At 62.7% G+C, this 12,454-nt stretch carries 9 protein-coding genes and 2 pseudogenes; 9 read left to right on the forward strand and 2 right to left on the reverse strand.

What is annotated here, in order from left to right; all coding sequences use genetic code 11:
* The first annotated feature begins 1 nt into the window (after position 1).
* The 9 genes and pseudogenes from miaA to FW789_RS15895 all read left to right on the forward strand — a co-directional run.
* The gene (gene miaA, locus FW789_RS15855; RefSeq protein WP_446431730.1) at positions 2-973 is read left to right on the forward strand and encodes a tRNA (adenosine(37)-N6)-dimethylallyltransferase MiaA; all 972 of its coding nucleotides are present in this window, start codon (positions 2-4) and stop codon (positions 971-973) included.
* 93 nt (positions 974-1,066) lie between these two features.
* A complete protein-coding gene (gene hfq / locus FW789_RS15860) occupies positions 1,067-1,327 on the forward strand; it encodes an RNA chaperone Hfq (RefSeq protein ID WP_060480687.1) in 261 nt (86 codons plus the stop codon).
* Between the two features lie 13 nt (positions 1,328-1,340).
* Positions 1,341-2,642 carry a ribosome rescue GTPase HflX gene (hflX, locus tag FW789_RS15865; RefSeq protein WP_101315909.1) on the forward strand — a complete coding sequence of 434 codons (1,302 nt, stop codon included), beginning with the start codon at positions 1,341-1,343 and terminating at the stop codon, positions 2,640-2,642.
* Between the two features lie 96 nt (positions 2,643-2,738).
* Positions 2,739-3,929, forward strand: a complete 1,191-nt coding sequence (gene hflK, locus FW789_RS15870) for an FtsH protease activity modulator HflK (protein WP_186700650.1) — start codon at positions 2,739-2,741, stop codon at positions 3,927-3,929.
* Positions 3,929-4,798, forward strand: a complete 870-nt coding sequence (gene hflC, locus FW789_RS15875) for a protease modulator HflC (protein WP_103435852.1) — start codon at positions 3,929-3,931, stop codon at positions 4,796-4,798. The genes hflK and hflC overlap by 1 nt, the downstream gene beginning before the upstream one ends.
* Positions 4,799-5,065: 267 nt before the next feature.
* Positions 5,066-6,253: an ATP phosphoribosyltransferase regulatory subunit gene (locus tag FW789_RS15880; RefSeq protein WP_101315915.1), complete on the forward strand. Its 1,188-nt coding sequence runs from the start codon at positions 5,066-5,068 to the stop codon at positions 6,251-6,253.
* A 62-nt stretch (positions 6,254-6,315) separates the two neighbouring features.
* Positions 6,316-7,608: an adenylosuccinate synthase gene (locus FW789_RS15885; protein ID WP_103435853.1), complete on the forward strand. Its 1,293-nt coding sequence runs from the start codon at positions 6,316-6,318 to the stop codon at positions 7,606-7,608.
* A 998-nt stretch (positions 7,609-8,606) separates the two neighbouring features.
* Positions 8,607-8,819, forward strand: a pseudogene (locus FW789_RS15890) (methyl-accepting chemotaxis protein); the annotation flags it as partial.
* Between the two features lie 390 nt (positions 8,820-9,209).
* Positions 9,210-9,725, forward strand: a pseudogene (locus tag FW789_RS15895) (methyl-accepting chemotaxis protein); the annotation flags it as partial.
* 48 nt (positions 9,726-9,773) lie between these two features.
* On the opposite strand, the gene FW789_RS15900 reads toward FW789_RS15895, so the two are convergent.
* Together FW789_RS15900 and FW789_RS15905 are read right to left on the reverse strand one after the other, a co-directional pair.
* Complete coding sequence (locus FW789_RS15900) at positions 9,774-11,339, reverse strand: ABC transporter permease (RefSeq protein ID WP_446431731.1); 1,566 nt, start codon at positions 11,337-11,339, stop codon at positions 9,774-9,776.
* Positions 11,339-12,352 (reverse strand): extracellular solute-binding protein, encoded by a 1,014-nt coding sequence (locus FW789_RS15905; protein ID WP_186700644.1) that lies wholly within the window; start codon positions 12,350-12,352, stop codon positions 11,339-11,341. Before FW789_RS15905 ends, FW789_RS15900 begins: the two co-directional genes overlap by 1 nt.
* Positions 12,353-12,454: the final 102 nt, after the last annotated feature.

The following is a 12,454-nucleotide window of genomic DNA, read 5'->3' on the forward strand; positions in this document are numbered from 1 at the left end:
CATGAGCAGCAAACCTCCAGCGATCTTTCTCATGGGCCCGACTGCGGCGGGCAAGACCGATCTCGCCATCGAGTTGAGCAAAGTGCTGCCCTGCGAGCTGGTCAGCGTCGATTCGGCGCTGGTCTATCGCGGCATGGACATCGGCACCGCCAAACCGTCGAAAGACATCCTGGCGGCGTACCCGCACCGCTTGATCGATATCATCGACCCCGCCGAGAGCTACTCCGCGGCGCAGTTTCGCAGCGATGCCCTGGCGGCCATGGCCGAGATCACCGCACGCGGCAAGGTCCCGCTGCTGGTCGGCGGCACCATGCTCTACTACAAGGCTTTGCTTGAAGGCCTGGCCGACATGCCGGCGGCTGACCCGGCCGTGCGCGCCGAGCTGGAAGCCCAGGCCAGCGCACTGGGCCTGGGCGAATTGCACCGCCAGCTGGCCGAGGTCGATCCGGTGTCGGCGGCGCGCATCCACCCCAACGACCCGCAGCGCTTGATTCGTGCGCTGGAGGTGTACCGGGTGAGTGGTGAGAACATGACTGCCCACCGCCAGCGCCAATCAGCCGAAAGTAGCGGCGCAGACGCAGGCGCGGCCGGCCATTTGCCCTATACTGTGGCCAGTCTGGCGATTGCTCCTGCAGATCGTCACATTCTGCATGAGCGAATTGCGTTACGATTTTCACAGATGCTGGAACAGGGCTTCATCGATGAGGTCCGAGAGCTGCGAGCCAGAAGTGACTTGCACGCCGGGCTGCCGTCTATACGGGCAGTGGGCTATCGGCAGGTCTGGGATTTCCTAGACGGCAAGCTAGATGAGAATGAGATGCGAGAACGCGGTATCATTGCGACTCGCCAGCTGGCCAAGCGGCAGTTCACCTGGTTGCGCGGTTGGTCCGACGTGCACTGGCTGGACAGCCTGGCCTGCGACAATCTGTCCCGCACCTTGAAATACCTTGGGGCCATCTCCATATTGAGCTGAGTCCCTGCTAATTGCCGTCTACTCTTGCGAGTGGGCGGCGTAATCATAGAATTTTCTCGTTTTTTATTATTTATCCTTACAGGAGTGCGGCATATGTCAAAAGGGCATTCGCTACAAGACCCTTACTTGAACACCTTGAGAAAAGAAAAGGTCCCGGTTTCGATCTATCTGGTCAACGGGATCAAGCTGCAGGGCTCGATCGAATCTTTCGACCAGTTTGTAGTTCTACTGAAAAACACCGTCAGCCAAATGGTCTACAAACACGCCATTTCGACTGTCGTACCTGCACGTCCGGTTCGTCTGCCAAGCCCGTCCGATTCCGAGAACGGTGACAGCGAGCCAGGCAACGCCTGATTAGGAGCCTGCATTGTTCTTTGAGCGCCACGGTGGTGGTGAACGAGCGTTGCTCGTTCACTTGGAAGGTCAGAACCCTGAGGCGCGCGAAGACCCGCAGGAGTTCCAGGAGCTGGCCCTGTCGGCCGGTGCTGAAATCGTCTTGCTGTCTACGGTGACACGGCATCAGCCCAGTGCCAAATTCCTGATTGGCAGTGGCAAGGTCGAGGAGTTACGCGATCTGGTCAGTGCCGAGCATGTCGATCTGGTGATTTTCAATCACACCCTCACGCCCAGTCAGGAGCGTAACCTCGAACGTGTGTTCGAGTGTCGCGTGCTTGACCGTACCGGGCTGATCCTCGATATCTTCGCCCAACGGGCGCGTACCCATGAAGGCAAGCTGCAGGTCGAACTGGCCCAGCTTGAGCACATGAGCACGCGGCTGGTGCGCGGCTGGACTCACCTTGAGCGGCAAAAAGGTGGTATCGGCCTGCGCGGTCCGGGGGAGACCCAGCTTGAAACCGACCGGCGCCTGTTGCGGGTCCGCCTGCGGCAGATCAAGGCGCGCCTGGAAAAGGTCCGCAGCCAGCGTGAGCAAGCGCGGCGCGGGCGCAGACGTGCGGACATCCCGTCGGTGTCGCTGGTGGGTTATACCAACGCCGGCAAGTCGACGCTGTTCAACGCCCTGACCCAATCCGACGTGTACGCGGCCGACCAGCTGTTCGCCACCCTCGACCCGACCCTGCGCCGTCTGCAACTCGACGACCTGGGGCCGATCGTGCTGGCCGATACCGTGGGCTTCATTCGCCATCTGCCGCACAAGCTGGTCGAGGCATTTCGGGCTACGCTCGAAGAGTCGAGCAACTCCGACCTGCTACTGCACGTGATCGACGCCCATGAGCCAGAGCGCATGGAGCAGATCGAGCAGGTGCTGGCGGTATTGGGCGAGATCGGCGCAGAAGGCTTGCCGATCCTCGAGGTCTATAACAAACTCGACCTGCTTGAAGATGTCGAGCCACAGATCCAGCGCGATGCCGATGGCAAGCCGGAACGGGTCTGGGTGTCGGCACGTGATGGACGTGGCCTGGAGCTGGTTGGCCAGGCGATTGCCGAGTTGCTGGGGGATGATCTGTTTGTCGCCACCCTGCGCCTTGATCAGCGTTTCGCTCGCTTGCGCGCGCAGCTGTTCGAACTGGGCGCGGTGCAGAGCGAGGAACATGATGAAGAGGGCAGCAGCCTGCTCAGCGTGCGCCTGCCGATGATCGAGCTTAATCGCCTGGTCAGCCGTGCCGGCATCGAGCCGCAGACGTTTATCGCGCAACACACTTTGCAATAAATGCCCGTCGAGGTCGCCGGGCAGCCGTGACAGGCATTCTGTAGCATTGGACGGCGCGCCGTGGGCGCGTCTTTGCTTTATCAGATGGAGAGCGCTATGGCTTGGAATGAGCCGGGTGGCAACTCGAAAGACCAGGATCCCTGGGGCGGTCGCCGTGGCGGCGGCGGCAGTGGTGGCGGTGGCGACAAAAAAGGCCCACCTGATCTCGACGAGGCCTTCCGCAAGCTGCAGGACAGCCTGAACGGCATGTTCGGTGGCGGCAAGAAACGCGGCGGTGGTGACCGCAATATCGGCAAGGGTGGCGGCTACGGCCTGCTGGGCATAGGCCTGGCGGTGTTGGCTGCGATCTGGCTGTACAGTGCCGTGTACGTTGTCGACGAGCAGGAGCAGGCGGTTGTGCTGCGCTTCGGCAAGTACTACGAGACCGTGGGTCCAGGCCTGAATATCTATTTCCCGCCGATCGATCGCAAGTACATGGAGAACGTGACGCGTGAGCGTGCGTACACCAAACAGGGGCAGATGCTCACTGAAGACGAGAACATCGTTGAAGTGCCGCTGACCGTGCAGTACAAGATCACCAACCTGCAGGACTTCGTGCTCAACGTCGACCAGCCGGAAGTGAGCTTGCAGCATGCGACCGACAGTGCCCTGCGTCACGTGGTCGGCTCGACCTCGATGGACCAGGTGCTGACCGAAGGTCGTGAGCAGATGGCCGTGGATATCCGCGAGCGTCTGCAGCGTTTCCTCGACACTTACCGTACCGGTATCACCGTGACTCAGGTCAACGTACAGAGCGCGGCAGCCCCGCGTGAAGTGCAGGAAGCCTTCGACGACGTGATCCGTGCCCGTGAAGACGAGCAGCGTGCGCGCAACCAGGCCGAGTCCTACGCCAACGGCGTGGTGCCAGAGGCCCGTGGTCAGGCACAGCGCATCATCGAAGACGCCAACGGCTACCGCGATGAAGTGATTGCCCGCGCCAAGGGTGAAGCCGATCGCTTCACCAAGCTGGTCACCGAGTACCGCAAGGCGCCGGACGTAACCCGTCAGCGTCTGTACCTGGAGACCATGCAAGAGGTCTACAGCAATTCGAGCAAGGTCATGGTGGCAACCAAGGACGGGCAGAACAACCTGCTCTACCTGCCGCTGGACAAGATGGTCGAAGGCGGTCGCAACACGTCGGCGTCTGCTGGCAGCAGCGCGTCGCCGTCGGTCAACGACGCAGCTGTGCGCGCAGCGCAGGACCTGCAACAGCAACAACAGGCACTGCGTACTAGGGAGAGCCGCTGATGAGCAATAAATCGCTGATCGCCCTGATCGCCGCAGTCGTGCTGGCTGTCGTGGCCTGGAACAGCTTCTACATCGTGTCCCAGACCGAACGTGCGGTAATGCTGCAATTCGGTCGTGTGGTTCAGGCTGATGTTCAGCCCGGCCTGCATGTGAAGATCCCGTACGTCAACCAGGTGCGCAAGTTCGACGCGCGGCTGATGACCCTGGACGCACCGACGCAACGCTTCCTGACCCTGGAAAAGAAAGCGGTAATGGTCGACGCCTATGCCAAATGGCGGGTGAAAGACTCCGACCGTTTCTACACCGCAACCTCGGGCATGAAGCAGATCGCCGACGAGCGTCTGTCGCGACGTCTGGAAAGCGGCCTGCGTGACCAGTTTGGTAAACGCACCCTGCACGAGGTGGTATCCGGTGAGCGTGATGCACTGATGGCTGACATCACTGCATCGCTGAACCGCATGGCCAACAAGGAGCTGGGTATCGAAGTGGTCGACGTTCGCGTCAAGGCCATCGACCTGCCGAAGGAAGTCAACCGCAGCGTGTTCGATCGTATGAGCACCGAGCGTGAGCGTGAGGCCCGTGAGCATCGCGCCAAAGGTAACGAGCTGGCCGAGGGTATCCGTGCGGATGCCGACCGTCAGCGTCGAGTACTGCTGGCCGAAGCCTATCGTGAATCCGAGGAAACCCGCGGTGATGGTGACGCCCAGGCGGCCGCCATCTACGCTAAGGCCTACAACCAGGATGCGGATTTCTATTCGTTCCACCGTAGCCTGCAAGCGTACCGTGCGAGCTTCTCGAGCAAGAGCGACGTGCTGGTCCTGGATCCGAAGAACGAGTTCTTCCGGTACCTGGACAAGAGCCGGCCGTAAGCGACAAGGCCCCGCCTGGCAGGTAAAACTGCCGGCGGGGTGCATCCCGAAGGAAAAGGGGTGTATGATGAGTCAGCCGGGAAATTTCCCGGCTTTTTTGCGTCTGCAAGGTTGATTGGCTCGCATTGGGTCAGCCCGACGCTAGTAATTCGAGGGTGTTGGTACGGCGGTAGCGCTGGGATTAGTGCTGCCTGTTGTTGTGTGCCAATGCCTGTATTCACGGCTCGCCTATGGGTTGGCCGCTCGGACCAAAGGGGAAAAGGCGTAATGGCAACGGTAGACCGCTGGCTGCTGCCAGATGGCATCGAGGAAGTACTGCCACCTGAAGCTGCGCGCATTGAAGTCGCGCGGCGGCAGGTGTTGGACCTGTTCCAGAGTTGGGGTTACGAACTGGTCGTTACTCCGCATATCGAGTACCTGGAATCGCTGCTCACCGGTGCCAGCCAGGACCTCGACCTGCATACCTTCAAGGTGGTCGACCCGCAGTCCGGTCGACTGATGGGCTTCCGTGCCGACTTCACCCCGCAGGTAGCGCGCATCGACGCCCACACTCTGCGCCGTGAAGGTCCGAGCCGCCTGTGCTACGCCGGTAGCGTGCTGCATGCGCAGCCGCGCCAGCTGTCTACTTCGCGCAGCCCGATCCAGCTCGGCGCCGAGCTGTATGGCGATGCCAGCCCGACCAGCGATGTCGAAGTCATCAGCCTGATGCTGGCCATGCTGCGCCTGGCCGATGTGCCGGACGTGCACATGGATCTCGGCCACGTCGGTATCTACCGTGGTCTGGCGCGTGCTGCCGGGTTGTCCGGCGACGTCGAGCAGCAGCTGTTCGATGCGCTGCAGCGCAAGGCCCGCGATGAAGTGTACGCACTGACCGCTGACCTGCCGCAGGACCTGGGCGGCATGCTGCGTGCCCTGGTTGAGCTGTGCGGTGGCCGTGAAGTGCTGGCTCAGGCGCGTGTGCGTCTTGGCCGTGCCCCGGCCAGCGTCCTGGCTGCACTGGATGACCTGCTGGCGATCGCTGATCGGCTGGCAGCGCGCTTCCCCGAGCTGCCGCTGTACTTCGACCTCGGCGAGCTGCGCGGCTACAACTATCACACCGGTGTGGTGTTCGCGGTGTTCGTCCCTGGGGTCGGTCAGTCGATCGCTCAGGGCGGTCGCTACGATGACATCGGTGCCGACTTTGGCCGGGCGCGTCCGGCCACTGGTTTCTCCACGGATTTGAAGACCCTGGTCACACTGGGGCGAGCGGAGGTCGTATTGCCTTCTGGCGGCATCTGGATGCCCGACAGCGGCGACGCGGCCCTCTGGCAGATGGTCTGCCAGTTGCGCAACGAGGGCCAGCGAGTGGTCCAGGCATTGCCTGGCCAGCCGCTGAGTGCTGCCCTCGAGGCGGATTGTGATCGGCAATTGATTCAGCAAGAAGGGCGTTGGCAGATCCTGCCTCTGACCCATTGAGACAGCTCGCGCGGCCCGCATCAGGGCCGGCAACCAAGTTTGCGTGAATGAGGACAAGTGTTATGGGTAAGAATGTCGTCGTCCTGGGCACCCAATGGGGTGATGAGGGCAAAGGCAAGATCGTTGATCTGCTGACCGAACATGCTGCCGCCGTAGTGCGCTACCAGGGCGGTCACAACGCCGGCCACACGCTGGTGATCAACGGTGAAAAAACCGTGCTGCACCTGATCCCATCGGGCATCCTGCGCGAAGGCGTGCAGTGCCTGATCGGCAACGGTGTAGTGGTTGCACCGGACGCCTTGATGCGGGAAATCACCAAGCTCGAAGAAAAGGGTGTACCGGTCCGTGAGCGCCTGCGCATCAGCCCGGCTGCGCCGCTGATCCTGTCCTACCACGTAGCACTGGACCAGGCTCGCGAGAAGGCCCGTGGCGAAGCCAAGATCGGTACCACTGGTCGTGGTATCGGCCCGGCCTACGAAGACAAGGTCGCTCGTCGTGGCCTGCGCATCGGTGACCTGTTCCACCGTGAGCGCTTCGCGGCCAAGCTCGGTGAGCTGCTGGACTACCACAACTTCCAGCTGGTCAATTACTACAAAGAGCCGGCCATCGATTTCCAGCAGACCTTGGACGAGTGCATGGCCTACGCCGAGCAGCTCAAGCCGATGATGCTCGACGTCACCGCCGAGCTGCACAACCTGCGCCGCGCCGGCAAGGACATCATGTTCGAAGGCGCCCAGGGCTCGTTGCTGGACATCGACCACGGTACCTACCCGTACGTGACCAGTTCCAACACCACCGCCGGCGGCATCTCCACCGGTTCCGGCGTTGGCCCGATGTACCTGGATTACATCCTCGGCATCACCAAGGCGTACACCACCCGTGTCGGTTCCGGTCCGTTCCCGACCGAACTGTTCGATGACACTGGCGCAACCCTGGCCAAGCGTGGCCACGAGTTCGGCTCGACTACCGGCCGTGCCCGTCGTTGCGGCTGGTTCGATGCGGTCATCCTGCGTCGCGCCATCGACGTCAACAGCATTTCGGGCATCTGCCTGACCAAGCTGGACGTGCTCGACGGTCTTGAAACCATCAACATCTGTGTGGGTTACAAGAACGAGAATGGCGCAGTGCTCGAAGCGCCTTCCGACGCCGACAGCTACATCGGCCTAGAGCCGGTGTACGAAGAAATGCCAGGTTGGAGCGAGTCGACCCTGGGCGCCAAGACCCTCGAAGAGCTGCCAGAAGCGGCTCGCGCTTACATCAAGCGCATCGAGGAGCTGACCGGCGCGCCGATCGATATCATTTCGACCGGCCCGGATCGCAACGAGACCATCGTGCTGCGTCATCCGTTTGCCTGATTAGCCTGCCAGGCTGATCCAGCGCCGCGTTCCCGCAAGGGAGCGCGGCGTTTTTTTGCACACGTTGTATCGCCGGTGAATAAACTTGGCGTTTATGCCTGCTGCGACGGCACAACCCTTGCTGTAAGAATGCCCTTGTCGATGCCATCAAAATAGTGGCGCCAGAAACACGAGGGTTCACCGTGTCTGCCATTCTTTCATTGTTACGAAGCCGCCTGTTGCGGCCTGTGTTTGTTGCCTTGGGTATCGCCCTTTTGGTGCAGGTGCTGGTGGCCGTTGCGCTGACCCGGAGCACAGTGACGGCCCTTGAGGCTGATCTTGGCGAGCGTCTGGGCAGCGACAGTCGCAAGCTTGCGGGTGAACTGGAATTAGCCGGGCAGGACGTCCGCGCCGGCCTTGAAAGCCTCTCCAGCAGCACTCGGCAGCGTTTGAGCAGCGGTTTGTCGACGCGCCTGCAAAGCGAACAGCAGCAATTGCGCGCCACCCTGGAGAAGAACCTCAGGGACTCGGCCAACGACATGGCCGAGTTGCTCGCCTCGGTTGCCCCGCGAGCGATCTGGGACAACGACGTGCCGGTGCTCTCCGACTTTGCCCGCCGTGCCCAGCGCAATCCCAATGTATTGTTCGTGATCTATGACGATGCTCAGGGCCAGCACCTGACGCGCTACCTCAACCGGCAAAACCCGATCAACCAGGCGCTGATGGACAAGGGCGAAGGTGAGCGGGCGCTGGACAAAGTGCTCAACGCTGCGCGCAAGGACCCTTCGGTGTACTTCGTCGAAGCACCGATCAGCCCCAACGGTGCCGAGATCGGCAAGGTGCTGATGGGCGTTTCCACCGCATCCGTCGAACAGGAATTGAAGGCCCTCGATGAACGCTTCGCGGCATTGATCGGCAGCAGCGAGCAGTTGGTCGGCGACAGCCTCGGGGCGGCCGCCGCAGACAGCGGCAAGGCCCTGCGTGCGCGTCTGGAAGCTGCGCAGAACAGCGCCACTGCGATGCAGGCCAACACCGCCGAAACCGTCCGCGATGCGGCCGCCGAGCTGCGCTGGCGGATTGGCCTGGGCCTGGTGCTGGTGGGGCTTGGCGTACTGCTGGTAGTGGCAGTGGTACTCGGCCGGCGCGTGGTCAACAAGCTGCGCCTGCTGATCGCGGCACTCAATGACCTGGCCGCAGGCGACGGTGACCTGACCAAACGGGTCAGTCTCGACAGCCGTGATGAAATCGGCGACATGGCGGCAGCGGTCAACCGCTTTGTCGACAAGCTGCAGCCGATCGTCCGCGAGGCGGGTGAAGTCGCCCAGCGCACCGGCGTCGAAATCGGTGTCATGACCCAGCGCAGCGCCGGTGCCGACGCTGCCGCAGCCTTGCAGCGTGACGCAGTGGCGGCCAGCTTGCGCGACCTGTCCGGCATGGCCGACCAAGCCCAGGCTGAGAGCCATGCGATGCAGGCTGCCTTGCAGCAGGTGGTCGACATCCGCCAGGCCACTGACGAAAACAGCCGCACCTCGACCCAGCTTGCTGGCTTGATCGAAAACCTCGCGGGCCAGGTCGATGCCGGCTCGCAGGTGATCGAGCGGCTGGCCAAGCAGAGCGAGCAGATCGAAGTGGTGCTGACGGTGATCCACGGCATTGCCGAGCAAACCAACCTGCTCGCCCTCAACGCGGCAATCGAAGCCGCCCGCGCCGGTGAGACCGGTCGTGGCTTTGCGGTGGTGGCCGACGAGGTGCGGGCGCTGGCAAGCAAGACCCAGAGTTCGACCGGGGACATTCAGGCGCATATCGTTGCCCTGCAGCAAGGCGCCAAGCAGGCGGTGGCAACCATCAGCCAGGCTGGGCGCCAGGCCAGCGAAGGCTTGCTGGTGCTGCGTGATAGCGAGCGCCGCCAGCAGTCGGTGCAAGCGGCAGTCGAGCAGGTGCATGCAGCGATTGGCCTGGCGACCCGCGCTGCCGAGCAGCAGGCGCACGGTGCGCAAGCGGTGCGCGGCAGGGTCGAGACGATTCATGCCCAGGCCGAGCGCTCGGCCGAGGTGGTGATGCAGACGACCGCCAGCGGCAAGGTGCTGGATGATCTGGCGGCGCAGCTGCGCGCCAGCCTTGGCCAGTTCCGGGCGTGAGGGGGTTATAGGGGAGGGGCTGGGCTGCCTGCGCAGCCCATCCAGGGCTCAGGCCCGGTTCAGGTACATCCGCGTGGTCAGCAGGTACACCGGCAGGCCTGATACTACGATCAACAGCGCGGCATAGGGCGCCGCCGCGGCGAACTCGACGTTGGCCGTGTGCGCCCACACCTCGGTGGCCAGGGTGGTCATCCCGGTCGGGCTGAGCAACAAGGTCGCGGTTAGCTCTTTCATGGCATCCAGGAACACCAGGGCAAAGGCTGCGGCCAGCGCCGGAAAGATGATCGGCAGGGTGACCCGACAAAATGCGCTGAAGCTGCTCGCGCCCAAGGTCCGAGCCGCCTCTTCAAGCGTTGGCGAGGCCTTGTTCAGCGCCGTGCGCACTGGCGCCTGGGCCAGTGGCAGGAACAGCAAGGCATACGCCAGCAGCAACAACGCCGTGGTCTGGTACAGCGCCGGTACGTAGTGCAGGGCAAAGAACACCAGCGTCAGGGCAATCACCAAGCCCGGCAGGGCATGCAGCAGGTACGGTAGGCGCTCGGCCCAGATCGCCAGGCGGCCCTTGTAGCGCACCACCAGGAAACTGATCGGCAGTGCCAGCACGACGCAGAACCCGGCGCCGCCCAGCGACACTGACAGCGAGGTGAGCAGCGCCTGGCTGATCTCGCCCACAGGAAACGCTGCCGACGAGCCGACACTCAGCCAGTAGCCGAGCATCGCCAATGGAATACCACTACCGAGCACCGCCAACGCCAGGCAGAACAACTGGCCGACAGCCGTGAAGTTGCCCAGCTTGATCGGCTGCGCGCGCCGCGCCACACCCTGGCCAATGCGCACATGGCGCGCCTTGCCGCGCACGCGAAGTTCCAGCGTGAGCATGATCAGGCACAGCGCCAGCAGCACTGCCGAGAGCATCGCCGCGTTGGCGTTGCTGAACTCCAGTTCGAACTGCTGATAGATCGCCGTGGTGAAGGTCTGTAGGCCAAGAATCGACAGGGCGCCGAACTCGACCAGCATGTGCAGCGCGATCAGCAAGGCGCCACCGAGCATCGCCGGCCACAGCAGCGGCAGGGTGACCTTGCGATACACCCCCCAGCGGCTGCAGCCGAGGGTCCTCGCCGACTCTTCCAGCGAGCTGTCGACATTGCGCAAGGTCGCCGCGACCGGCAAGAAGATTAGCGGGTACTTGGACAGTGCCATGACCATGATTGCCCCGCCGAGGCCCTCGAAGTCCGAGCTCAGCGATACCCAGGTAAAGCTGCTGACAAACGACGGCACGGCAAACGGCAGGCACAGCACCACGCCCCACATGCGCCGCCCCGGCAGGTCACTGCGCTCAAGCAGCCAGGCCAGCGCCAGGCCGAGCACCATGCACAAGGCCGTGACCCCAACCATCAGCAACAGGGTGTTGCGCAGCAAGCCCCAGACGAAAGGCCGCCAAAGCAGATGCAATGCCTCCTGCCAACCGGCTTCCCAGGCTTTCATGGCGACGTACAGCAACGGCAGCAAGCTCATCGCCACCAGAAACAGAACCGGCAGCAGCACCCAGATCGACGGGCGCTTGCGGCGAGGCACGAAACGCGCCTGGGCCGCTTGGGGCAGGGCGGCAGTCATCAGAGCAGACCGACCTCACGTTCCAGCTCCAGCGCTTCCTCGGCATTGCCCAGGTCGGCGGGGGTGATCTGCGGCGGGCGCAGCTCTTCGAACGGCTTCAGGCCGCGGTCCGAGACCATGCCTTTGTGCAGCGGGTATTCGGCGGTGGTCTGGGTGATCACGCGCTGGCCTTCTTCGCTGGCCATCCAGTTGAGCAGTGCCTGGGCTTCCTTGGGATGCTTGCTGGCTTTCACCGCGGCAGCGCCCGAAATGGTCACCAGGCCGCCGGCATCGCCATCGGCCAGGTAGTACAGCTTGGAGTCGAGCTTGCCGCGCTCGCGCTCAAGCGCGTACCAGTAGTAGTTGTTGACCAGCACCGCGGCGACTTCGCCTTTTTCCACGGCCTTCAACGCAACCATGTTGTTGGTGTAGGTCTTGCCGAACGCCTTGAGGCCGGTCAGCCATTCTTCGGCCGCTTCACGGCCGTGCATTTTCAGGATGGCGACCGCCTGCTCCTGGAACGCGCCGCTGGTAGGCACGAAGCCGATGCGACCATCCCACTCAGGGTCAGCGAAGTCCATGACCGATTGCGGCAGGTCTTTTTCGTCGATTTTCTTCGGGTTGAACACCACCACGCGGGTGCGCGCAGTCACGCCCATCCAGGTGCCGTTGCTGGCCACGTATTCCTTGGGCAGCATGTTCAGGGTGGCGTCGTCGATCTTGGCCAGCAGGCCGAGCTCGCCGAGGTTGTTCAGCGGTGGCGACTCTTCGGTATAGATGACATCGGCGGGCGAGCGGTCGCCTTCTTCGATGATCTGGCTGGCCAGCTGGTTGCTGCTGCCCTTGCGGATATTGATATGGATGCCAGTCTTGGCCTCGTAGGCCTTGGCGATGGCTTCGCCGATTTCCTTGTGCTGACCGTTGTACAGGGTCAGGCTGACCGGCGCGTCTGCCATGGCGGCCGGTGCGCCAATCACCAGGCTCAGAACAGCGGCGGCCAGGGTGCGCATCAGCGGTTGCGGACGGATCGTCATGCGGGTACTTCCTCGCTTACGGCTACATATTTGGAAACAATGGTAAACGAAATCGTTTCTCATGTGGCCGCATTACGAGAAATTCATAAGTCAGCTATCGAG

The organism is Pseudomonas sp. 1121_17, assembly GCF_052850745.1.

Bases quoted from the DNA above. Each gene is read 5' to 3' on its own strand.
- hflK (WP_186700650.1), top strand. From the start codon at position 2,739: ATGGCTTGGAATGAGCCGGGTGGCAACTCGAAAGACCAGGATCCCTGG.
- hflC (WP_103435852.1), top strand. From the start codon at position 3,929: ATGAGCAATAAATCGCTGATCGCCCTGATCGCCGCAGTCGTGCTGGCT.
- FW789_RS15900 (WP_446431731.1), bottom strand. From the start codon at position 11,339: ATGACTGCCGCCCTGCCCCAAGCGGCCCAGGCGCGTTTCGTGCCTCGC.
- FW789_RS15885 (WP_103435853.1), top strand. From the start codon at position 6,316: ATGGGTAAGAATGTCGTCGTCCTGGGCACCCAATGGGGTGATGAGGGC.
- FW789_RS15880 (WP_101315915.1), top strand. From the start codon at position 5,066: ATGGCAACGGTAGACCGCTGGCTGCTGCCAGATGGCATCGAGGAAGTA.
- FW789_RS15905 (WP_186700644.1), bottom strand. From the start codon at position 12,352: ATGACGATCCGTCCGCAACCGCTGATGCGCACCCTGGCCGCCGCTGTT.
- miaA (WP_446431730.1), top strand. From the start codon at position 2: ATGAGCAGCAAACCTCCAGCGATCTTTCTCATGGGCCCGACTGCGGCG.
- hfq (WP_060480687.1), top strand. From the start codon at position 1,067: ATGTCAAAAGGGCATTCGCTACAAGACCCTTACTTGAACACCTTGAGA.